General features: G+C 59.4%; 25 protein-coding genes. 9 read left to right on the top strand and 16 right to left on the bottom strand.

All coding sequences use genetic code 11. The features are described from left to right. Positions 1 to 3: 3 nt before the first annotated feature. The 4 genes from nuoF to VJU77_02815 all read right to left on the bottom strand — a co-directional run bounded on the left by nuoF (position 4) and on the right by VJU77_02815 (position 4241). Positions 4 to 1992, bottom strand: coding sequence for an NADH-quinone oxidoreductase subunit NuoF (nuoF, locus tag VJU77_02830; protein ID HKP02272.1), 1989 nt, complete (start codon positions 1990 to 1992; stop codon positions 4 to 6). A gap of 18 nt (positions 1993 to 2010) precedes the next feature. Then, a complete protein-coding gene (gene bamE / locus VJU77_02825; protein ID HKP02271.1) occupies positions 2011 to 2373 on the bottom strand; it encodes an outer membrane protein assembly factor BamE in 363 nt (120 codons plus the stop codon). 20 nt (positions 2374 to 2393) lie between these two features. Beyond that, positions 2394 to 3650 carry an NADH dehydrogenase (quinone) subunit D gene (nuoD, locus tag VJU77_02820; protein HKP02270.1) on the bottom strand — a complete coding sequence of 419 codons (1257 nt, stop codon included), beginning with the start codon at positions 3648 to 3650 and terminating at the stop codon, positions 2394 to 2396. Between the two features lie 201 nt (positions 3651 to 3851). After that, the gene (locus tag VJU77_02815; protein ID HKP02269.1) at positions 3852 to 4241 is read right to left on the bottom strand and encodes an energy transducer TonB; all 390 of its coding nucleotides are present in this window, start codon (positions 4239 to 4241) and stop codon (positions 3852 to 3854) included. Positions 4242 to 4326: 85 nt separating this feature from the next. On the opposite strand from VJU77_02815, the gene fabD reads away from it, so the two are divergent. Genes fabD through ispD form a run of 3 tightly spaced genes read left to right on the top strand, consistent with a single transcriptional unit; the run spans position 4327 to position 6425 of the window. After that, on the top strand, positions 4327 to 5262 hold the full coding sequence (gene fabD, locus VJU77_02810) for an ACP S-malonyltransferase (protein ID HKP02268.1): 936 nt from the start codon (positions 4327 to 4329) through the stop codon (positions 5260 to 5262). 3 nt (positions 5263 to 5265) lie between these two features. Next, entirely contained in the window at positions 5266 to 5712 is a 447-nt protein-coding gene (locus VJU77_02805) for a GatB/YqeY domain-containing protein (GenBank protein ID HKP02267.1), read from the top strand. Positions 5713 to 5744: 32 nt separating this feature from the next. Continuing rightward, positions 5745 to 6425 carry a 2-C-methyl-D-erythritol 4-phosphate cytidylyltransferase gene (gene ispD / locus VJU77_02800; protein ID HKP02266.1) on the top strand — a complete coding sequence of 227 codons (681 nt, stop codon included), beginning with the start codon at positions 5745 to 5747 and terminating at the stop codon, positions 6423 to 6425. On the opposite strand, the gene VJU77_02795 is transcribed toward ispD, so the two are convergent. The 9 genes from VJU77_02795 to VJU77_02755 all read right to left on the bottom strand — a co-directional run bounded on the left by VJU77_02795 (position 6406) and on the right by VJU77_02755 (position 12807). Next, positions 6406 to 7359 (bottom strand): glycosyltransferase family 9 protein, encoded by a 954-nt coding sequence (locus VJU77_02795; GenBank protein ID HKP02265.1) that lies wholly within the window; start codon positions 7357 to 7359, stop codon positions 6406 to 6408. The genes ispD and VJU77_02795 overlap by 20 nt on opposite strands. A gap of 119 nt (positions 7360 to 7478) precedes the next feature. Beyond that, entirely contained in the window at positions 7479 to 8201 is a 723-nt protein-coding gene (locus tag VJU77_02790) for a metallophosphoesterase family protein (protein HKP02264.1), read from the bottom strand. Between the two features lie 24 nt (positions 8202 to 8225). Then, complete coding sequence (locus VJU77_02785; GenBank protein ID HKP02263.1) at positions 8226 to 8975, bottom strand: hypothetical protein; 750 nt, start codon at positions 8973 to 8975, stop codon at positions 8226 to 8228. Beyond that, positions 8972 to 9856, bottom strand: a complete 885-nt coding sequence (locus VJU77_02780; protein HKP02262.1) for an ABC transporter permease subunit — start codon at positions 9854 to 9856, stop codon at positions 8972 to 8974. Before VJU77_02780 ends, VJU77_02785 begins: the two co-directional genes overlap by 4 nt. Next, the gene (locus tag VJU77_02775; protein HKP02261.1) at positions 9856 to 10728 is read right to left on the bottom strand and encodes an ABC transporter ATP-binding protein; all 873 of its coding nucleotides are present in this window, start codon (positions 10726 to 10728) and stop codon (positions 9856 to 9858) included. The genes VJU77_02780 and VJU77_02775 overlap by 1 nt, the downstream gene beginning before the upstream one ends. Beyond that, positions 10721 to 11041, bottom strand: coding sequence for an acylphosphatase (locus VJU77_02770; protein ID HKP02260.1), 321 nt, complete (start codon positions 11039 to 11041; stop codon positions 10721 to 10723). The genes VJU77_02775 and VJU77_02770 overlap by 8 nt, the downstream gene beginning before the upstream one ends. 15 nt (positions 11042 to 11056) lie before the next feature. Then, positions 11057 to 11536 (bottom strand): hypothetical protein, encoded by a 480-nt coding sequence (locus VJU77_02765; protein HKP02259.1) that lies wholly within the window; start codon positions 11534 to 11536, stop codon positions 11057 to 11059. 30 nt (positions 11537 to 11566) lie between these two features. Next, the gene (locus VJU77_02760) at positions 11567 to 12001 is read right to left on the bottom strand and encodes a hypothetical protein (protein HKP02258.1); all 435 of its coding nucleotides are present in this window, start codon (positions 11999 to 12001) and stop codon (positions 11567 to 11569) included. Further along, positions 11998 to 12807 carry a hypothetical protein gene (locus tag VJU77_02755; GenBank protein ID HKP02257.1) on the bottom strand — a complete coding sequence of 270 codons (810 nt, stop codon included), beginning with the start codon at positions 12805 to 12807 and terminating at the stop codon, positions 11998 to 12000. Before VJU77_02755 ends, VJU77_02760 begins: the two co-directional genes overlap by 4 nt. A gap of 202 nt (positions 12808 to 13009) precedes the next feature. On the opposite strand from VJU77_02755, the gene eno reads away from it, so the two are divergent. The 3 genes from eno to prfB all read left to right on the top strand — a co-directional run bounded on the left by eno (position 13010) and on the right by prfB (position 15863). Continuing rightward, positions 13010 to 14293: a phosphopyruvate hydratase gene (gene eno / locus VJU77_02750; GenBank protein HKP02256.1), complete on the top strand. Its 1284-nt coding sequence runs from the start codon at positions 13010 to 13012 to the stop codon at positions 14291 to 14293. Next, positions 14293 to 14637, top strand: a complete 345-nt coding sequence (locus VJU77_02745; protein ID HKP02255.1) for a septum formation initiator family protein — start codon at positions 14293 to 14295, stop codon at positions 14635 to 14637. The genes eno and VJU77_02745 overlap by 1 nt, the downstream gene beginning before the upstream one ends. 113 nt (positions 14638 to 14750) lie before the next feature. Next, on the top strand, positions 14751 to 15863 hold the full coding sequence (prfB, locus tag VJU77_02740; GenBank protein ID HKP02254.1) for a peptide chain release factor 2: 1113 nt from the start codon (positions 14751 to 14753) through the stop codon (positions 15861 to 15863). Between the two features lie 14 nt (positions 15864 to 15877). On the opposite strand, the gene VJU77_02735 is transcribed toward prfB, so the two are convergent. Genes VJU77_02735 through epsC form a run of 3 tightly spaced genes read right to left on the bottom strand, consistent with a single transcriptional unit; the run spans position 15878 to position 18622 of the window. Further along, positions 15878 to 16474: a SprT-like domain-containing protein gene (locus VJU77_02735; protein HKP02253.1), complete on the bottom strand. Its 597-nt coding sequence runs from the start codon at positions 16472 to 16474 to the stop codon at positions 15878 to 15880. Positions 16475 to 16515: 41 nt separating this feature from the next. Beyond that, a complete protein-coding gene (locus VJU77_02730; protein HKP02252.1) occupies positions 16516 to 17694 on the bottom strand; it encodes a cysteine desulfurase family protein in 1179 nt (392 codons plus the stop codon). A gap of 16 nt (positions 17695 to 17710) precedes the next feature. Further along, complete coding sequence (gene epsC / locus VJU77_02725; protein HKP02251.1) at positions 17711 to 18622, bottom strand: serine O-acetyltransferase EpsC; 912 nt, start codon at positions 18620 to 18622, stop codon at positions 17711 to 17713. A gap of 103 nt (positions 18623 to 18725) precedes the next feature. On the opposite strand from epsC, the gene VJU77_02720 reads away from it, so the two are divergent. The 3 genes from VJU77_02720 (at position 18726) to VJU77_02710 (ending at position 22179) form a co-directional block, all read left to right on the top strand. Further along, complete coding sequence (locus tag VJU77_02720; protein ID HKP02250.1) at positions 18726 to 19094, top strand: hypothetical protein; 369 nt, start codon at positions 18726 to 18728, stop codon at positions 19092 to 19094. Between the two features lie 76 nt (positions 19095 to 19170). Continuing rightward, positions 19171 to 21378 carry a 1,4-alpha-glucan branching protein GlgB gene (gene glgB, locus VJU77_02715; GenBank protein ID HKP02249.1) on the top strand — a complete coding sequence of 736 codons (2208 nt, stop codon included), beginning with the start codon at positions 19171 to 19173 and terminating at the stop codon, positions 21376 to 21378. A 69-nt stretch (positions 21379 to 21447) separates the two neighbouring features. Beyond that, positions 21448 to 22179, top strand: a complete 732-nt coding sequence (locus VJU77_02710; GenBank protein HKP02248.1) for a type II secretion system protein — start codon at positions 21448 to 21450, stop codon at positions 22177 to 22179. The last annotated feature ends 1 nt before the right edge of the window (position 22180 follow it).

Below are 22180 nucleotides of genomic sequence, written 5' to 3'. Positions count from 1 at the left end.
ATCTCAAATTCTTCCGGCCGTGCCGGCCTTTTCCCAGCCTGGGTCGCGGGGCAGGGGAGTGGCGGGGATGGTTGGTTCTTCGATCAATTCTCCCGGGGTAAATTCTGGAGGCATGGGGGGCGGGACCGGCTTTTGGGCCCGCGCTACGAACTCATCACGGAACTTCTCGACGAAACTTTGGGTGGGCCACGCGCAGGCTTCGCCAAAAGCGCAGATGGTTCGCCCGGCTATGTTATCCGCCACGGTCTTCAGAGTGTCGGGATCCTGCGTTACGCCGCCGCCGAGCAACATGCGATCGGTAATCTTTTGCATCCAGAGTGAGCCTTCGCGGCAGGGCGTGCATTGGCCGCAGCTCTCGTGGGCGTAAAATTCGTTGATGTTGTTCAGCGTCCAGACCATGTCGCGAGAGTCGTCGAGGACGATCACGCCGCCCGATCCGGCCATCGACCCCGCTGCGGCCAGCGAATCGAAATCCATCGGGATTTCGAAAAGGGACACGGCCTGCTCCGCCATCGAGCCATCCGGCTGTTTCAATTTCAGGTTGAACCGCTCGTCGGCGCGCAAAACTTTCGCCGAGCTGCCGCCCGGGATCACGGCTTTGATTTGGCGGCCGTAACGTGGCCCGCCGGCCATGTCGTAAATGAGCTGGCCCATGGTTACCGCGCCGACTTCGATTTCGAAATAGCCTGGGCGTTGGACATCTCCGCTCACACACACGATTCGGGTCCCGGTGTTATTTGGCCGGCCAAGGCTGGCGTATTTTCCGCCGCCCATTTCGATGATGTGTTTAACGTGACACAGCGTCTCGACGTTGTTCACGATGGTGGGGCACATGTAGAGACCCAGCACGGCGGGGAAATAAGGCGGCTTGATCCGCGGATAGGCGCGCTTGCCTTCCAGGGATTCGATCAGGCCCGTTTCTTCGCCGCAAATGTAGGCGCCGGCCCCGCGATGAATGTAAATCTCGACGTCAAAACCGGTGCCGAGCATGTCTTTTCCGAGAAAGTTCTTCCCGCGGGCTTCTTCAATCGCCCGCTCCAAAATCTTCGCGCCTTCGGGAAACTCGCCGCGAATGTAAATGTAGGCCGTCTTCGCATTGAGCGCGAAGCACGAGATCAGGATGCCCTCGATCAACTGATGCGGATCGTCGTGAATGATGTAGCGGTCCTTGAATGTCCCCGGCTCGGATTCGTCCGCGTTGCAGATCAGGTAGATCGGCTTCTTTTCATCCTGTTTGATGAAGCCCCACTTCACGCCGCAGGGAAATCCCGCGCCGCCCCGGCCGCGGAGGCCGGAAGTCTTCACCTCGTTGACGATTTCTGTCCGCGACATCGTGATGGCTTTTCGTAACTGCTCGTAACCGCCGTGCCGGAGGTAGCAGTCGATGTCGGGCGTGTAATCAGCGCGACCGATGTTCTTGAAGATAAGACGATGCTCGAGTGGGTGCGGGACGGGTTGGTGATTGGTGATCAGTGACTGGTGATCGGTGAGAAGAGTGGGAGCGCTTGGCGCCGCGACGTTCTCAACCAATTCATCCTGCACCATGCAGATCGGCGCAGTGCCGCAGCTCGCCAGGCATTCGACGAATTCGATGCTGTATTTGCCGTCCTTGCTCACCGAGACCGGGGTGTGCATCCCGTTATCGTCGTGTTCCCGAACAATTCCAGCGGCAGCGCAGGCCTGCTCCATGACTTGATAACTTCCAGCCATCGCGCAACTCAGCGTCCGGCAAACGCGAATGTGCGTTTTGCCCGCCGGCGCCTGGCGATACATCGGGTAGAACGTCACCAGCTCGAGAATGTTAATCGGTTGCAGCTCCAGTTTCGCCGCGATCCACTCAACGCCTTCGTCGCTGATGAACCCAAACTCTTCCTGCCACAAATGGAGTAGCGGCATCGCCGCGCTCCGTTTGCGATCGGCCGGGTAACGCGCGATGGCGTCATCCATTTTTCGCTCCAGCTCGGCGGAAATGCGCTTGTTCGTCGGTTCCACGGCAAACAACGCGTTCAATTACTCCGTCAACGTGCTGACCTTGGACTGCACCTTGTCGTCTTTAAAAACGATCGTGATGGAATCTTTCCCCTGGGCGTAGACGTAGGTCGTCTTTTTGAGGAGGGCGAAATCCTTCGTGTCGATTGTCGTCGGCGGTCCCAGGATCGATTCCACCTGCTTTTTGGCCATGCCTTCGGCCACTTCGTCGACGTTGGCTTTGGTGAGGCGCTTGGAGGAGTTGCACGAAGCAAGCGCAAGCGAGATCGCGAGGAGGAAAATGACGAATGACGACATCCGGCGCAAGGTGACTCCGCCGCTCGCTGTTTTTTCGTCATTGGAAAGCCCGGCCTCGCCTTCTTCGCAGGCTGCGTTACGGGTCATTCGTTCATTCGTCATTTTGCTTATCTGTCGCATTCGCCCATAACGAAGTCCAGACTGCCCAGGATGGCGACCACATCGCTCAGCAAGCTGCCGGGTAATAGTTCCGGCAGGATGCTTAAGTTCACAAACGAGGGCGCCCGGATCTTTAGCCGATGAGGGACCCCGCCGCCTTTGCTGTTGATGTAGAAGCCAAGCTCCCCCTTTGGATTTTCAGCCGCGAAATAGATCTCCCCCGGCGGCGCATCGAGCCCCTCCGTCACCACAATGAAATGGTGAATGAGCTCCTCCATTTTTGTCATCACGCGTGACTTCGGCGGCGGCATGTTCTTCCAGTCGGCGACATTGATCGGGCCATCGGGCAGCTTCTCGATGACCTGCCGGAGAATGCGGGCGCTTTGCCGCATTTCTTCGACGCGCACCAGATAGCGGTCGTAACAATCCCCGGCCGTGCCGACGACGACTTCGAAGTCGTACTGGTCGTAATCCAAGTAAGGATGCTTCCGTCGCAGATCGTGTTCGACGCCGCTGCCGCGCAGGTTTGGCCCCGAAAGCCCATAGGCGATCGCGCGGTCACGCGGAATCACTCCGATGTCGCGAGTGCGATCGACAAAAATCCGGTTCCGGGTCAGGAGTTTGTCCACCTCGTCGAGCTGCGGGATGAAACCGTCGAGAAACTTTTCCAGCTGGGGGATGAACTTCTCGGGCAAATCGCGGATCTGGCCGCCGACGCGAGTATAAGACGTGGTGAAGCGCGCGCCGGTGAGCAGTTCGAAAAGATTGTAGAGTTTTTCCCGCTCCGTGAACGTGTAAAGAAACGCGGTCATCGCTCCGAGATCGAGCGCCATGGCGCCCAGACCCAGGAGATGCGCCGAAATGCGAGCGGTCTCGCAGCAAATCACCCGGATGGCTTTTCCCCGCGGCGGCAATTCCCAGCCCATCAATTTCTCGACGGCGAGCGCATAGGCAACGTTGTTCGCCAGCGGCGCGAGATAATCGAGCCGGTCGGTGTAGGGGACGAACTGGTTGTACTGCATGTTCTCGGCGATTTTTTCGTCGCCCCGATGGAGATAGCCGACGTCCGGGATCGCTTTCGTTATCGTCTCGCCATCCATCTCAAGGACGAGACGTAAAACACCGTGGGTGGCGGGGTGCGACGGGCCCATATTGAGCACCATCTTTTCTCCGATATCGCCAAGCGTTTCCCGGGCCTGCGCGTCCGCCGCGACCACGCGCGTCGTTGGATCAGGGGATTCGATTTCGCGCGTGGTGAAAGCCATAAGGGAGCTTGCGATTATGCTGGCGAGTGACGCCGGAGGCGCAAGCGCAAAGTCGCGCCACGAAGGATACGCGTCAGGAGGCGCCGACAATTTGCCTCCGAGAAAAGGAAGGCAAAGGGGACCTGCCCCGTGGCGGCGGATGGGGCGTCCGCCGCCGGACTGCCAGCGGAGTCGTAGGAAACGACTACCGCGCGTTCGACTTTATCTTAACTGCGCCCAATACGGCCGAGTGTCCGGTAGCATCATCTTCGGCGGATGGGAGTTCTTGAACGTTATCAACTCAACCCGGCCCTTGCTGATATCAGTGGGCAGGACGGAGTCGGCGCTCAGGCGCCAGTTCATGGCTGCGTTGCGGGCGAGTTCATCCAAAGCGGGATGACCGCTGCTCCGCAGAACATTGGTGCTCGTGACGCGGCCACTCTTGTCCAGCGTCAGGGAAAGCACGACTGACCCCTGTAACCCTTGAAGGTAGACACCGAACGGAAGGTTCGGTTCTGACTTTTCAAGCCATTTGGCATTAGCCGTTGCTAGCGGCAATGCGACCAACAGCGCGATAACTGCAAGCGCTGCATTGCGTGCATGTTTCTGCATACGCAAAGTATTTTGATTTCATGACAGAAATGCAAGCTTAATTACGCGAGTTGCGCGATAGGCGCGGAGAAACTACTAACCTAACATGGCAAAAAAGATCGCGCTACTGTTTGCCGGCCAGGGGGCACAAAGCGTCGGGATGGGCCGCGACCTGGCCGCGCACCACCCGGCGGCGGGAGACTTGTTCCAGCAGGCCGATCAGATTCTCGGCCGTTCCTTGAGTGGGATCGCGTGGAACGGGCCGCTCGAAGAACTGACCAAGACCTCGAACTGTCAGCCGGCTCTCTACGTTCATGGGCTGGCCTGCCTGGCGGCGTTGCGCGGGGTGGCGGGAGATTTTGCCATTGAGGCGGCGGCCGGATTGTCGTTAGGCGAATGGACGGCGCATGCAGCGGCCGGGACCTTCGGTTTTGCCACGGGCCTGAAATTGGTCGAGACCCGCGGCCGGCTCATGGATACGGCCTGCGCGGCAACGGCGGGAGCCATGGCGGCAATGATTGGCGCGGATGAAAACTCCGTGCGCGCGTTGGCGGCCGCGACGGATGTCGACGTGGCCAATATTAACGCGCCGGGACAGATCGTGGTTTCTGGCGAGGCCTCGAAAGTCGAAATGGCCGTCAGCCTTGCGAAGGAACATGGGATTCGGCGTGCGACGCTCTTGAACGTGGCCGGGGCTTATCATTCGCGCCTGATGAACAGCGCTTATGAGCAACTCGAAGAGCCTTTGCTCGAAGCCGAGTTGAGCGCGCCGCGCTTTGCCGTGATGAGCAATGTCACCGGGGGCGTCGTCGAAACATTGCCGGAGATTCGAACCGCGCTGCAGGACCAGGTTACCAGCACGGTTCGCTGGAGCGATTGTCTGGAAGCCCTTCTGGAACGGGGCTGCGATTTCTTCATCGAGCTCGGTCCCGGCGAAGTGCTAGCGGGTTTGCTGCGCCGGACCCGAAAAGACGCCGAAGTGATCAGCGTGAGCGACCCGGCTTCGGTGCATGCGTGCGCGGAGAAGTTGCGCGAAAGATAACCAATGACATTACCAGAACGGATAGATTCAGATCTGAAGGATGCGATGCGAGCGAAGGAGGCCGGCAAACTCGCCGTGCTTCGCATGTTGAAATCGGCGCTCAAATACGCCGCCATCGAAAAACCGGACGGCGTTCTGGATGACTCCGCGGCGACGCAAGTGATCCGGAAGCAGGTGAAACAGCGCCAGGATTCGATTGAGAGTTTTGAAAAAGGCGGGCGGCCCGAACTCGCCGCGAAGGAAAGGGAAGAGATCGAAATTCTGAATGCCTATCTGCCGAAAGGACTGAGCGCGGAGGAACTTTCCGCGCTGGTTCGGGAGACCATCGCGGAAGTCGGCGCGACGTCGAAGGCGCAGATGGGCGCGGTGATGAAAGCGCTTCAGGCCAAAGCCGCGGGCCGCGCGGATGGGAAGGCGTTGAGCGCGGAAGTCCAAAAGCAACTCGGATAACAGGGCTGCGCGGTGGGCTCTTTTTCGTCTTCATGTTAAGCGCCATCATCGTCGCCGCGGGCAGCAGCCAGCGGATGGGGTTTGATAAACTATTGGCGCCGCTCGGTGACAAGCCGGTCCTGGCGCATACGCTTGGCGCCTTCGAGAAGACGGATTGCGTGAATGAAATCATTCTCGTCGGGCATACGGAACGCGTGCAGGACCTGGAGGAGCTTGTCCGGCGGAACGAATTTCAAAAAGTGCGTGCCGTCGTTCCGGGAGGAAGACACCGGCAGGACTCGGTGCGCGCCGGATTGGAACGGCTTGGCCCGGAAGCGCGCTACGTGGCGGTGCACGATGCGGCCCGGCCGCTGGTCATGTCGCAACAAATCGAGCGTGTTTTTGCGATCGCTCGTGAACACGGGGCGGCGGCGTTGGCCGAGCCCGTCACCGACACCCTGAAACGGGCCGATGCAGATCGAGTGGTCACCGGAGGCGTTAACCGGGAGGGACTCTTTGCCATGCAAACGCCGCAAGTTTTTTCCCGCGATCTTCTTCTCTCTGCTTATGCCGGCGTGGCGGAAAAGAATCTCTCGATCACCGACGAGGTTTCCGCCGTAGAGCATCTCGGAGCGAAGGTGGTTCTCGTTCCGAACGACGAATTCAACTTCAAGATTACTTATCCGCGCGATCTGCTCCTGGCCGAGGCGGTGCTCACTCGCCGCTCGACGTAGAATTCGTCGCTTCGGATTCCGATGTCGAACGGGCGACCAAATCGATGATGCCCGGGACGTCGGCCTCCGTAAATCGCCGGCCTTTTTTTAGCTTCGCCTCGGCGAGGTCGCCGGCCTGAAGCAATTGCCCGTTCTTCCAGACCCACGCTTCGGAATTGTAAGGCCCGACCCGGCGCGGATCGGACCAGGTGTGAATCGAGACCAATCGCGACGAGATGGCCGCGGCGATGTGCATGGGACCGCTATCCACGCTGATCGTGAACTGGGCCGAGCGCAGCAGCCAGATCAGCTGCAGAAGGGTGGTTTGATTAGCCAGGTTCACGCAATTATCCGCCGGTTTGATTCCTCGGCCGGTCTTTCCCACCAGGACGACACGGACCGGCGCCAGGACGCGACAGAAACTTTCAATCACGGCGTTGCTCAACGATTTGCCCGAGCCGCGGGCGAAAGGATGCAGAACGACAAACGGCGGATACGGATCAAAACGCGGTAATTCATCTCCCGTGGGCAGGGGAAAACGAATCGGTTCCCGCACGGGCGCGCCGAAAGCCTCAGCGAGTTTCAGATAGCGTTCCACCGCGTGCGCGCGCCGGTCCACCTTCGCGACGTGCTGGTAAAAAAATCTCGATCCTTCCCGGCCATCGCTCATCCCCCAAAACTCCCTCGCCTTACTCACGCGCCCAATCAGCGCAGAGCGGAGCAAGCCTTGAAAATCGAGCGCGACATCCGGGCGTAACGCTCTCGTGGATTTAAGCCAGGGCCACAAATGGCGCGGCCCTTTCAGCCCACCTAGTTTGCCTCGGGGAAAGATGTGGACGTGGTCGACGTCGGGATTGCCGCGCAGGAGCGTGGTCCATTCCGGATTGATGGTCCAGGTGATGTCCGCGTGCGGGTGAGCATCGCGGATCGCCGCCACAGCCGGCAGGGTATGCACGATGTCACCGAGCGAGCTGGGCTTGATGATGAGAATCGAACGGATTTCAGATTTCAGATTTCAGATTTCAGATTGAATTCGGGGCAATCTGCAATCTGAAATCTACAATCTGCAATCACTCACCGCCCGAGCTTCAGCCGTTCCGCGAGCATCCGGGGCAATCCAGCCTTGATCACCTTCTGTTGCGCGGTCTCGAGGTCATACTCGACCCGCCGTTGTTCAACGACGTTCTTGTCCAGGTGATAAATGCAATAGGCGGCGCGCCAGTCGCCATCCCGCGGCTGCCCGACGCTGCCGACGTTAATCAAATATTTCTTCGTCTCCTCGATTTCGAGCTGATCGACTTTCACGCTTTTGACCCCTTCGTCGCGGACAAACGCTCCTGCTACGTGGGTATGTCCGAAGAAACAAACCGTTGCGGTCTGGTAAGGAAAACTGGCCGCGGCATCGAGGCTGTTAAGAACGTATCGCCATTCCGCGGGCGAATCGAGCGTCGCATGCACGATGGAGAAATCGCGCACGGTTCCGGTCAAAGGAAGCGAGCGGAGCCATTCCTTCTCCGGGGCTTTCAGCTGGGAGCGGGTCCAGTTGATGGCCATTTCCGCAAGGGCGTTGAAATCCCGCGAAGATTCCTCGAGCGAGGCCTGCTCGTCGTGATTTCCCTTCACCACCGGGCATTCCATTTTTTGCACAATCTCCAGGCACTCCCGTGGGTTCGCGTTGTAGCCGACGACGTCGCCGAGACAAACGAAATCCCTGCACCCGCACTCGTGCGCATCGGCCAGGACGGCGTTGGTTGCTTCGAGGTTAGCGTGGAGATCGCTCAGAATCGCGAGACGCATGGGCAAATAAAAAGGTCAGGGCCGTTAGTCGGGTATCCGCTCATCTGGCGGTATTTCCAACTTAATTTCCAGTTCTTTAAGGCGGCGTAGCAAGGTCGGGAATCTTTCCTTTTCGCCGGATTTGTAAAGGGCCTGTAAACTGGCGTAGGCCTCCCGTTCGCGGCCCGGGCAGAGCGCCAGTTCATACGCGGCGAAACGCTTCTCGTAACCGGGTGCTTCAGGCAGGAGAGCGGCCTTGGCGTAAAACTCCGCCGCGTGTTCGTGATCGCCATATTTGTCGCGATAAAGGCGGCCCAGGGCTTCGTAGAGTTGCGGACGGTCCGGATTATTTCTGATGCCGCGTTCAAGGAAGTCTTTGCCGAGCTGGAAATATTCCCGCTGCGCCTTGATCCGGAGGGCGAGGCGCGGTTGGGCGCGGTCGTTCAGGGCGGCGGTGCTTGCGTTCCACGCCATATGCCAGGCAGCCATGTCCCAGAATAATAGGGCGCGTGGTTGCAGAGTAGTAATCCGACGAAAGAGCAGGAGGACGCGCCCCCATTCCGTCCGCTCCCAAGCCACGTGAGCCTGCAGAAAAAGGGCGTCCGCCACCAGCGAGCGGAAGCCGCTCAGGGCCGCGATGAAACCGAGTTGTCCCACGTGCTCGCGCAAGTCGAGATTGAAATCGAGCGCGCGAAAATGGAGCTGGCGATGCGTTTCGGCGATGGCCTGTTCCACCGGTAATTTAGCCGCGCCAAATAGTGCGACGCCGAGAATGGCGACGATAACCCGCATCATAATTCTTTCCGGAAAAAAACCGACCAGGCGAGCAGGAGATAAAAGCCCGTATAAAACAGACCGAGCGTGACGATTTGGGCAAGAACCGCCATTGGGATGGCGTTTCCGGCGACGACGTCGTCCGTGAGAGTAAACAACTGGAGGTCGGGAAAGAACAACGCGACCAGGCCAAGAAAAGTCTGGGAGATCCAGCCGGCGCTGTGGGTTTGGAACCAGAACTCGCGGGCAACCGCCTGGAGGTGGCCGATGAAATAGACGAACGTCATGACGATCATCGTAAAAATGCTAGTCGTGGCGAACGTCGAGACGAACAGCGTCAGCGAGGCGAGCAGGCAAGCCTTCACGTAGATAATCGCAATACCGGCGAGCAAATTCGAATTGAGGGCGGAAGTCCTCACCAGCCGCAATGTTTCGGCCAATTGTTCCGGCGGCGCCGCGCTCATTTGCCGCACGGTTTCGCGCAGAACGGCCTGTTCCCGCAATGTCAGCACCAGAAAGAAAAGCGCGCTCATTGCGACCAGGCTGATCGCGAGGAGCAGCAGCGCGCCCAGTAATTTGCCGGCAAGATATTCAAACCGCGACACCGGCTTGGCCAAAATGGTGGAGGCAGTGCGGTCCTCGATGTCCTGGGGAAGAAGGCGCGCCGTAGCCAGCACCGCGAGCAACGAGGAGAAAACGCTCATGGCGCCGAGAGCGATGTCCTTCAGCACCTGGAACTCCTGCTGAAAGGTCATTTGGGCCATGAAAATCGAATTGCCGATGAGGAGCAGGGCGAAGAACAGCAACACGTAAAAGGTCTTTAGCCGGGCTAATCCCCTGAGTGTCGCGCCGGTGATCGCCGCCACCCGGAAAAAAGAGAAAGCGTGATGGCCCGCGTTCATCAGGATGATTTGCGTGCGCCATTGCCGCCCGGCGCCTGGGTAGCTTCGAGAAAGAGACGTTCGAGTGAGGTTCGGGGCGGGCCACATTCAACCAGGCGTGCCCTGGATCCACAGGCCAGGCCGCTGATTTCGTTGATGAGGGCGGGAGACGCGTTTTCCAAAATGATCTGGGTTTGGTTTTCGACGCTCAGCAAATCGCCCAGCGACCCTTCCCGCACCAGAACCCCGTTGGCGAGAATGCCGACTCGATCGCAAATCTCCTGCACCTGGCCAAGCAAATGCGATGAAAGCAGAACCGTGATGCCGCGCCCTTTCAGCTCCAGAATGAGGTCGCGAATCTCCCGCGCCCCGGCCGGATCGACCCCTGCCGTGGGTTCGTCCAGGATGAGCAGCGCCGGTTCCTGGATGAGAGCCTGGGCGAGGCCGATGCGTTGCAGCATTCCCTTGGAGTAGCCATTCAGCCGTCGTCCAGCCGCACTCGTTAGGCCGACCAGGGCAAGCAGTTCGCCGACCCGATTCTTCAAGCGCGCGCCGCGGAGGCCGCAAAGTTTTCCGTAGAATCGCAAGGTCTCTTCGCCCGTGAGGTATTTGTAGAAATCGGGACTCTCCGGCAGATAACCGACCGATTCGTGGCTCGCGACCCGGTCGCTGTCCCGCCCAAAGATTTGCGCTTTTCCGCGCGTCGGGGTGACCAGGCCGAGAATGATTTTGAGGGTCGTGCTCTTCCCGGAGCCATTGGGCCCGAGCAGGCCGTAGATCTGGCCGGGCGCCACTTCCAGGTTCAAATCGCGCAGGGCCACGACGGGACGCCGCTGGAATGGGACTGGAAATATTTTGGTGACGTTGCTGAGGAGGACAGCAGGTTCAGTCATGCCGAATTTCGAAACCGCGGGTGGGGGGTGGATGGGGCAGAGGCGTTTCGAAATGATGCTTGATGTGGGCCCGAAGTTCGCTTTGGAGAATGGCCTCCAGGAACGCGCGGACTTCTTCTTTCTCGCCGGTGGCCAGCAGCTCCACGCTGCCGTCCGCCAGGTTGCGCACCGAACCGGTGACGTCGAATCCCTTGGCGATTTGCCTGACCGAATAACGAAAGCCAACGCCCTGGACGTTGCCTTCGTAAAAAACATGGATGGATTCGATCACGCTACCCAAAGATTGGTCCGGCGCGTCGCCGGCGGCAACCATTCAGCGCGATTATTCTCAGTGTGAGGGAGCAGGCAGATCGGGGTTGGGGAGTTCTTCCGGGGGAGGGACGAGTCGCGGATCGTTCGAATCCAGATTGAATTGCTCGACCGCGGGGGTCGAAGCGGGAGTCAGAGAATCCGGAGATGTTCGGGCCGTCGTCGAGGCGATCAGGGTAGAAGAGGCTGGTTTGAGCTCGTCACTGGCGACATAGCCCTGCTCTCCAGAAGCGACCAGCTGCACCTTGCTGAAACCGAACGACGGCCGGATCAGCTTGACCAAAGTCTCTCTCGGAAGCGTCTTGTCCGGCTCCCGGCCCGCTTGGGGCCCGCGTTGAAAGAAAGCAGCGGAATCGGCGGAGACCGCGAGCAGTTGACCATTCTTGGTCGAGGTCGCCTTGCTGGTTTCCTGGGCAGTCTTTTTATCCGCGGTCGAACAGCCGGCGAAAACGATCGCGAGGAGCAGGGCTCCGGGCAGGACCAGTCGAGAATAGTTCACAGCCGCAGTTCAAGCACGTGCCGCGCCATCTCACTTATACGAATAGACGACGCAAAACGTGGTCTGTTCGCCTTCCAAAAGACTCACGGCCACAAAGTATTGCCCGCTGGTCGTGGGGGTATATCCCGCGGACGCCTTTTCGCCTTCGTTGTAGCTTTCGGTCACAAGAGGCTTGCCATTTTCGTCATACAGGTCGATCGCGATCTTCTTCGCTTTCGTGTTGGCGGCGGCGGAGAACCAATACTGGTTTCCGGCATACAGATTGACCGCAATGAGCGCCCGCTCGGACGGCTTGATCTTGCCGGCCCAATGACCATCCCGCAGCTTGAAGCCTTCGTTTGAGAAAGCGCCGGTCAGATCGAGCACCAGCTTGTGCGCTTCCACTTCCTCATCGGTTTCCGCCCGGAGCGAAGGGCAGGACGCACCCAGAATCAAGCCAAGGATAAGCGCGACCGTCTTTTTCATTTCGCGTCTCCCTTGTTCTGGATTTCCTCCATCAACTTCGTGACGGCCTCGTTGAGCTTCTTGACGTCGTCGAGAGTGGGACCTTTGCCTAATTGAAAGCCCACCAGTTTTTCAATCCCGCCCAGCTGCTCGCTCACGCTTTTGACCAGAGGCTCGTTGCGCAAATCGGGACTGATGTCGTTGATCTTGGTATGGATGAAATTGACCACTGCCGGCTGGCGCAAAACCCGGGCGCTGCGTTCATCGTAATTCTTAATGACCGAGGCGCTCACGGCCTGGGTGCCCCGAATCCAGCCGCCGAGGCTCACGAGAATGACGAGGTCCTGGTCGCGATGAGTTTGCATGGACGCTTTAACTTCGTTTTGCGTTGCTTCCAGCTCTTCCTGGAGCGCGTCCCACTCGCTGTTCTCGGCAAATTCGTTGATGCTGTTTCCGCGGCTGAGCACGTTCTCACTCACGCCCAGGGCCTTCGCCAGCTTGATAATATCGGTGCCGATATTCTTCACCTGCTGGCTGTCCTGCGCCTGCACCGCGATAAAACCGTCCGCGATCAGGCCGCCCAAATTGAGCGCGATTTGGGCGCGGTTGCGATAGGTCATCGGAATCGGCGTGCGATATTGGCCTGCCCAATCCGGCTTCCCGGGCTTCTCGAGAGCGGCAAAAAGCTCGCCCGGCGTGGGAATGGTCAGGGAGTCGGTCCTGATGGCGCCGGCCAGTTGTTCCGGCGCGAGATTCGCCGGCGCGGCCGCGAATGCGAGAGACGCGCTCGCCAGGGCCAGCATTCCCGTCCAAATCCGAACAAACATGAGGCCAGATTATCCCCGCGTATCGAGATTGCCAATGGGAATATGGAGACGGCTGTGTTGGAGGCGGCCTGCCCTCAGGCCGTTGAGGGCGCGCGCCGAAGCCGGAAAGTTGCCCCACTTCGAACGGCCTGGAGGCAGGCCGTCTCCATCTGGAAAAGAGAATTGCTTGCGGGGACTGAACCTGATGTTAATCAACGCACCCATGGCGCCCACCAGCATTGCAAAAATTAAGGCGCGCGAGATTCTGGATTCGCGCGGAAACCCCACCGTCGAGGTCGAAGTCCATCTGGATGGCGGAGCAATAGGCCGGGCCGCTGTGCCCAGCGGAGCCAGCACTGGCGAGCACGAAGCCTGGGAGCTGCGTGACGGCGACAAGAAACGTTACGGTGGCAAAGGAGTCTCGAAAGCGGTCCGAAGCGTGACCGAGACGATCGCGCCCGCTATCGCCGGTTGGGATGCTCAGGAGCAGGCAAAGATCGATCAAAAGATGATCGAACTGGATGGCTCGGCGAACAAAAAAAATCTCGGAGCAAACGCGCTGCTCGGCGTCTCGCTCGCCACCGCGCACGCGGCCGCGGCGGCCTCGAAAGTTTCGCTCTTTCGTTATCTCGGCGGGAATTCGGCGAAGACCCTGCCGGTGCCGATGATGAATATCCTGAACGGCGGCGCGCATTCCGATGCCCCCATCGATTTCCAGGAGTTCATGATTATGCCGAAAGGCGCGCCTTCCTTCGCCGAAGCGCTCCGTTACGGGACCGAGGTTTTCCACGCCCTGAAGAAAGTCCTGCACGATCGCGGACTCTCCACCGCGGTCGGCGATGAAGGTGGCTTCGCGCCGAACCTGAATTCCGCGGAAGACGCTCTCGATTGCATCGCGCTGGCGGTCGAAAAAGCGGGCTACAAGTTTGGCGAACAAATCTTTGTTGCCCTGGATCCCGCGGCCTCGGAGTTTTTCGACACCGAGCAAAACGCCTACGTTTTCAAAAAATCCGACGGCTCGAAGCGGTCGGCGGAGGAGCTGGTCGATTATTACGACACTCTTTCGCGCCGCTTCCCGATTATTTCGATCGAGGACGGCTGTGCCGAGAACGACTGGGATGGCTGGAAAAAGCTGACCGCGCGGCTCGGGGATAGAGTTCAGCTGGTCGGTGACGATCTCTTCGTCACGAATGTGGAATTTCTCCGGAAAGGGATTCTCCAGAGCGTGGCCAATTCCATTCTCATCAAGGTGAACCAGATCGGCACGCTCACCGAAACGCTGGCGGCGATCGATCTGGCCACGAAGAACAATTACACGGCCGTCATCAGCCATCGCTCGGGCGAGACAGAAGACACTACGATTGCAGACATCGCCGTCGCGACGAATGCCGGACAAATCAAGACCGGCTCGCTCTGCCGGACCGATCGGGTGGCGAAATACAATCAGCTCCTCCGGATCGAGGAGGAACTTGGTGACAACGCCGTTTACGGCGGTAAAATGCGCTAGTGGATCATCCGGGTTACGGCGATTTTCGCGCGAGACGTGAAGCCACCGTTTGGCAGCGTCTCAACAGCATTCTGCTCGTCCTGCTCGTCGTCGCGGGCGGCCTCGTCGTCGTGAGTCTATTTCTCCCGGTTGTTAAGAAACTCGGCCAAAGCCGAACGGAAATCGAAGCTCTCCAAAGCCAGGTGACCGACCAAAAAATCCTTCTCGCCCGGCAAACACGTGAAGTAAATTTGCTGAAAACCGATCCGACCTATCTGGAGACCGTCGCGCGCGATCGGCTCGACCTGATGAAGGAAGGGGAGACGATCTTTCGGCTCGAATCTCCGCCCGCGCCGAAGAAGTAGGTCATCCCTCGACTTCGCTTCGCTGCGCTCGGGATGACAAATTCGAGAGCGGCGCTACTTTCTCCGCATGGCCAGCGAAGTTCCGGTAATCGATCCCGAAGCTCTCCAGTCGCGTGTCGGCGAACTGCGGAGGTTTCTTTGACGTCCCGAAACTAGAAGCCCAGCTCAGCGCGCTCGAAGGGCGGATGAGCGCGCCCGATTTTTGGTCGAACCGGGAGCGCGCCCAGGGCGATGTGGAAGAAGTCTCGCGGATCCGGTCGCTCCTGACTCCGCTGCGTGAGCTCGAACGCACGGTGGGAGATTTCGAGGCGCTCTGGCAGCTCGCCGAGGAAGAATCCGATCCCGCTCATCGCGCGGAAGCCGAGAAGGAACTTGCGGGCGAACACGCGCGTCTCATTCATCAACTGGAAGAATTCGAGCTGCGCCAGTTTCTTTCCGGCGAGAACGATCGAGCGAACGCTTTCCTCACGATCCATTCCGGGGCCGGCGGGACGGAGTCGTGCGATTGGGCGGACATGCTTCTGCGCATGTATCAGCGCTGGATCGAGAGGAGCGGGTTCACGTCCCAAACGATCGACGTCCAGGTGGGCGAAGAAGTCGGCATCAAATCGACGACGCTGCTCGTGCAGGGCGAGTACGCCTACGGTTATTTGAACGCGGAGCGCGGCGTCCACCGGCTGGTGCGGATTTCGCCGTTCGACGCGAATAAGCGCCGGCATACTTCGTTCGCCAGCGTGGACATCGTGCCGGAAATTGCGGATTCGGCGCCCATTGACGTTAACCCGGCCGACCTCGAGGTGACTACTTTTCGCGCCGGCGGCAAAGGCGGCCAGAACGTGAACAAAGTCGAAACCGCTGTCCGCATCGTGCACAAGCCGACTGGGATCGTGGTCGCGTGCCAGGCGGAACGGAGCCAGGGACGCAATCGCGAGCTCGCCCTGAAGATGTTGAAAGCCAAGCTCTACGAAATCGAACAGGACAAAAAGCGGGCGGAGATCGACCGGCAATATGGCGAAAAAGGGGACGTGGCGTGGGGCAGCCAGATTCGCTCGTATGTTTTCCAGCCTTACCAAATGGTAAAGGACCACCGGACCGGCGCGGAAACGAGCGACGTTCAGGCGGTGATGGATGGCGACATCGACCTGTTTATCCAGGCGAAATTGCGCGGGCAAAAGGCCAAGAAAGGCGAGGGGGATGATGGAGACGGCCTGCCACCAGGCCGTTGAGAGGGCTTCGCGCGCTAAGCTTTCGGCGCTCCGTCTTTGTTTTCCACCAGGCGGAGCTGCGCGCTTTTGTCGAACTGGCCGCGATTAAATTTCCGGCAGCAATCGAGGCAGGCCACGGCGCGCCGAATTCGGCGGACGCGCGGAAAATCTTTTCCGCAGCGGGGGCATTGGTAAAGGTAGCGTCGGGTCCGGCGTTGCACCGGGAAAGGCAGCGCGTGGGTGCGCGATTCATCGCCAATGCCCAGGTCCCGGCAAGCTTTTCGCCACTCGACACCATGGGGCGACAGCCGGCGCCGGCCCGCGCGGAATTGGGCGAGGAGATGCGCCAGCTCGTGCCGCAAAGTTCGTTCGATTTCACCGGCGTCGTGTTCGCGAAGACGTGGATTCAAGGAAACCATGGTGCGGCGGAAATCAGCCCGGCCGGCCGCGCTGAAAAGGCGGGCATTCCATTCGACATGAACAGCGCGGGCCAGTTCCGAAGCGTTCAGCGCTTCCAGCAATTCCCTCGCTTTCGCTTCCAGCGCGAAGTCCCGACCCAGGACCACAAGTGAAGGCCCCGCGGGAAAGACGAGATCGAGCTGTTCGTCGCCGGATTGGACGTTCGACTTCAAGGAGCGGCGGTTTGAAACCGCCGATTTTCCGGGCGGCGATTTCAAATCGCCGCTCCTTGAAGCTGCTTTTCTGTTCTCGCCGCTGCCGAGGAGACTCGATTCAACACCCGGCCGATGATCGCCGCCGCGCGATCGATCTCTGGTTCGGTCGTTTGCTGGCCTAACGAAAACCGGACCGCGGAGCCGGCGAGAGTCTGGGAAAGACCCATCGCCAGTAAAACGTGGGATGCGACGACCGACCCGACCATGCAGGCCGAGCCGCTCGAAGCGCAGACGCCTTCAAGATCGAGCGCCATGAGAATGGTTTCCGAGCTCACTCCGCCGAAGCTGACGTTCAGCGTGTTGGCCAACCGGTGCGTCCTATCGCCATTTTGAGTGGCGTCCGGAACCGATCCCGCAATATGTTTCCACAAACGATCGCGCAGTAATCTCTGCCGTTCCTGTTCCCTTTCGCGATCGCGCAACGTCCTATCCGCGGCCGCGGCCATTCCCACGATCGCCGGCACGTTCTCGGTTCCCGGGCGCCGCTGATTCTCATGCGCACCGCCGAACTGAATCGATTCAATCGGGATGCCGCCCCGCAGATAAAGCAGACCAGCTCCTTTAGGCCCATAGAATTTGTGGGCCGCGAAACTCGCCGCGGCGAAACCGCTCCTTTCCAGATCGATCTCCAATTTCCCGAACGACTGCACCATGTCGCTATGCAGAAGGACGGCCCGGTCTGCGCAAATGCCGGCCAGAATCTCCATCGGCTGAAGCACACCGGTCTCGTTATTCGCCGTCATGATTGAAACCAGAATCGTGTCGTCGCGAATCGCCTTCTCCAGGTCACCGGGATCAATCCGGCCGCAGTCGTCAACCGGCAGGAAGGTCACGTCGAAAAACTCACGGCGGCCCAGATGCTCGAAGGCTTGCAGAACCGCGTGGTGCTCCGTGCTGGCGCAGATCAGGTGACGGCCGCGGGCCGCATGGGCGCGCGCCAGGCCGAGCACAGCCAGGTTATTCGATTCGGTTCCGCTGCCGGTGAAGATCAATTCGTGCGGCTTCACCCCGAGCAATTCCGCCAGGGAATCACGCGCGTTATCCACGCCCGCTCGGGCCTCGCGGCCGGCGGCATGAACACTCGAGGGATTCCCGTAATGCCGGTCGAAGAACGGCTCCATCGCTTCCCGCGCGGCGGCACAGAGCGGGGTCGTGGCGTTGTAATCGAGATAGATCATCTCGTGTCCGTCCCTTTCAGGCCGTGAAATCCCGGGCCCCAGCCCGGCGTTTCGGCACGATTTGCAATTGCTTCTCCTCGTAATAAACAAGCGAATCCGGGGGCACGCTCTGGATCAGAAAAACGTTTCCGCCAATCGTGCTCCGGGCGCCGATCACGGTCTCCCCGCCAAGCACGGTCGAGTTTGGATAAATGGTCACGTCGTCTTCCAAAGTCGGATGGCGTTTCCCGCCTTTCTTGATTTTGCCATGCTCGTCTTTGAGGAAGCTGCGCGCGCCCAGGGTCACCGCGTGATACAACTTCACCCGCGCCCCGATCTCACAGGTCTCGCCCACCACCACACCGGTGCCGTGGTCGATGAAAAAATGCGGTCCGATCCGGGCGCCGGGATGAATATCGATTCCGGTCCGGGTGTGGGCCCATTCGGTCATGAGCCGCGGAATCAGCGGCACTTTTTTTTCGTAAAGAAGATGCGCCATGCGCTGGATGGCGATCGCTTCGATGGCCGGATAGGCGACGATCACTTCTTCGTAGCTCGTCGCCGCCGGATCGCCTTCGTAAGCCGCATCGACATCGGTCCATAAGACCTGGCGCAGTTGGCCAAGCTCGGACATGAACCATCTCAGAATCTCATCCGCCTTGGAATCGGCCGTGTCCCGGTCGAGTTTGTTGAAGCTCTTGGAAATCTCAGGCTTCATCCGCGCGTGGAGCCGGCGGATCCGGCTCCGGGTGACATCGGGCAGATCGCTCGAATCGACCAGCGGCTCCCCATGGAAGCCGGGGAACATCAAGCTCATCAGGCCGACGCAGGCCTCTTCAATGGCCGGGCGGGAGGGCAACGTCGCCGCGGCATCGAGATAATTGATGCCGCCCCCTTCCGTGTAGGTTTGAAGCAGTTCGGCAGCAGCGTCGTTCGTCGGCGATTCCATGCAGGCCAACTATGCGACGGCTCCGCCCGCAATGGAAACGGAAAGTCGCATTCCCAAACAGGGTTTGGGAACACGGAGCAACTGTGATATCTCGAACCGGAACATGAAATCGCTGCGCTCGCTTCATCTCTATCTGGGCTGTCTTTTCGCGCCGATTTTGATTTTCTTCGCCGTCACCGGTTCGTGGCAGCTGTTCAATTGGCATCAGTCGACGAAGGACAAGACCTACATCGCGCCGCCCGCTCTCGCCGCTCTCTCCTTCATTCATAAGGATGCCCATATTCCCGGCACGCCGGGGCGGGAGCCGACGCCGTTGCGCTATTTCATGCTCGCCGCCGGCGCCGGTTTGGTGGCGACTTCTGTGATCGGCATCGTCATGGCCTACCGGTTCAGTCAGCGCCCGATGGTGGCCACGGTTTGTTTGTTCGCAGGAATCGCGCTGCCCGCGGCCCTCCTCTGGATCTATAAATAACCGCCGGATTTTTGCATCCGCCTGGAAATCCGCGCACGACATCTTTCCCGGAAGCTTTAACATTGATGTTTCGCGCATGAGATCCTTTGAAATAACCGGCTTTCCTGTCGACGAGCTCAATCTCTTTCTGGCAGGCGCGCACCCCGATCCCTTCCGGCTGCTGGGCCCGCATCAAGTCGGGGACGATCTCGCGGTCCGCATTTTCCGTCCCGATGCCAAGGAAGTCACCGTGGTCCTCCCCGGAAAAGAGCCGCAACGCATTCCCGCCCAGCAGCTGAGTCGCGAAGGATTTTTCCAGGCAGTCCTTCCCGGTCTGGATCGCGATGTTGAATACGAAATTCACCTGACCAAAGCGGATGGCTCGACCGCCGTCGTGCACGATCCCTACCGCTATGGACCGATCATGGGCGAGATCGATCTGCATCTTTTCTCCGAGGGAAACCATTTGCAGATCTACGAAAAATTCGGCGCTCACCTGCGCACGATCGGAGAAGTGAAGGGCGTTTACTTTGCCGTCTGGGCGCCGAACGCTCAGCGGGTCAGCGTGGTGGGCGATTTCAACCTCTGGAATGGCCGCACTAATCCGATGCGGCGACTGATCGGAAGCGGAGTTTGGGAAATATTTTTGCCCGACGCCGGCGAAGGCGTGCATTACAAATTTGAGATCAGGACGCTGGCCGGCGCCTTGTTGATCAAGAGCGACCCGTTCGGCCTTTTCAGCCAGCACGGAATCCAGACCGCCTCGATGGTTTACGATCTGGAGCGTTACAAATGGGGCGACGCTGCTTGGATTGAATCGCGTCAAGAGCGGCGCATGCACACCAGCGCCCTCAGCATCTACGAGGTTCATCTCGGTTCCTGGCGGCGCAAATCTGATGGAGCCAAGCGGTCTTTGAGTTACCTCGAGTTAGCCGACACGCTGATCCCGTACGTGATCGAGATGGGTTACACCCACATCGAGCTGATGCCGGTCGCGGAACATCCCTTCGAAGGCTCGTGGGGATATCAGGTCACCAATTATTTCGCGCCCACCAGCCGGCTCGGGTCGCCCGACGAGTTCCGTCAGTTCGTCGACCGGTGTCATCAGGCCGGGATTGGGGTCATCATGGATTGGGTCCCGGCCCATTTTCCAAAGGACGCCCATGGCCTCGCGGAATTCGACGGGACCGATCTTTACGAGCACGCGGATCCGCGCCAGGGAGAGCATCAGGATTGGGGGACGTTGATTTTTAATTTCGGCCGCAACGAGGTCCGCAATTTCCTCATCGGGAACGCTCTTTTCTGGCTCGACAAATACCACATTGATGGTCTGCGGGTGGATGCGGTGGCGTCGATGCTTTATCTCGATTACTCACGCAAGGCGGGCGAATGGGTCCCGAACGCGTTTGGCGGCCGCGAAAACCTGGAAGCGGTTTTTTTCCTCAAGCGCTTCAACGAAGTCTGTGGCGAGCGTTTCCCCGGCGTCATGACCATCGCCGAGGAATCAACCGCCTGGCCCGGCGTTTCGCGTCCGACCCATTTGGGCGGCCTCGGTTTCAATTTCAAATGGAACATGGGCTGGATGCATGACTTCCTCCACTACATGGCGCTGGATCCGATCTTCCGCCGCTTCCATCACAACAGCATCACCTTCTCGTTGATGTATGCGTTCCAGGAGCATTTCATTCTCGTGCTCAGTCACGATGAAGTGGTCCACGGCAAGCGCTCCCTCATCAACAAAATGCCGGGCGATGAGTGGCAGCAGTTCGCCAATCTGCGGATGTTCTACGCCTGGATGTATGGGCATCCGGGGAAAAAGCTGCTGTTCATGGGAGGCGAGTTTGGGCAGCGGCGGGAGTGGAATCACGATCGCGAGCTCGATTGGGATTTGATGGAGCTGCCGCTGCACGACGGTTTGCGCCGGCTGGTGCAACACCTCAACTATGTTTATAAAAGCGAGCCCGCTCTCTGGGATCTCGACGACACCCACGAAGGCTTTGAGTGGGTCGATTTTCACGATGCCGATAACAGCGTCGTGGCGTTTCTCCGGCGGTCTCGCGAAGAGGACGTGATCGTTTTCGCCGTGAACGCGACGCCGGTCGTGCGGCAGGGTTATCGCCTCGGCGTTCCGGGCGGCGGTTTCTATCGCGAAATCATCAACACCGACGCGGAGACATATGGGGGCGGCAATGTCGGCAATATGGGCGGCTTCGAGGCGGAGGATTATCCCTGGCAGGGCCGGACGCATTCCCTGATGATTAGCCTGCCGCCGCTCGCCGTGGTGGCGTTCAAACTCGAGAAGTAGAGCGTCGCAGATTGACGCTTGACCCAAGGCGGTGGCTTTTGCCATTCTCCCGGCAGTCCTCCCCAGACAATGAAACCATACTACCCATCCCCCGACTCATCCCCCGCCTTCACCCTCATCGAACTGCTGGTTGTCATCGCGATTATCGCAGTTCTCGCCAGCATCGCGCTTCCCGTCTATAGCACCGTCCAGGAGCGTGGCGCTCAAACGAAAGACCTCTCGAACGCCAAGCAAATTGCGCTCGCCTGTAAACTCTACGCCGCTGACAACGATGGAAAATATCCGGACAAGGATGGCACCGTCGACCCGCCGGCGCCGTTGACGGCTGCCAGCAATTCGAACCAGGCCTTCGCCCTTTTGATTCCGAATTATCTGCCGACGGAAAAGTTATTTTACCTTGGCAGATCGGCCTGGTCGCCGTCGGTCGCGGATGAAAAAACGACTCTGCCGGCCGACCGCTGCGAAGCCGGGACTAACAATTTCGCCTACGAATTGGGCATGACGGAGACTTCGCCTCCGAGCTTTCCGCTGATCGCGGACGCTCCCTTCAGCGGCGGAGCCAGCGCCGTTTATAAGACCGATCAAACCCAGAAGGGCGGCGTTTGGAAGGGCAAAAAGGCGATCGTTATTCGTTGCGATCAGAGCGGGACTGTCGAATCGTGCAAAGTTAATGCAGCGGCCGGAACGGCCACAGTAGAAGGACCGACCGGTGGCAGCACGAACACAGATATTTTCGCGGCGAATGGCTCGACCTGGATCTCTCCCACTGGGAACGCTCTCTTGTTGCCGAATACGCCTTAGA

Source organism: Chthoniobacterales bacterium, from assembly GCA_035274845.1.
Taxonomy (GTDB): Bacteria; Verrucomicrobiota; Verrucomicrobiia; order Chthoniobacterales; family UBA10450; genus AV80.
Note: the sequence above shows the minus strand (reverse complement) of the source record. Positions and strands in the feature narration are given on the sequence as shown.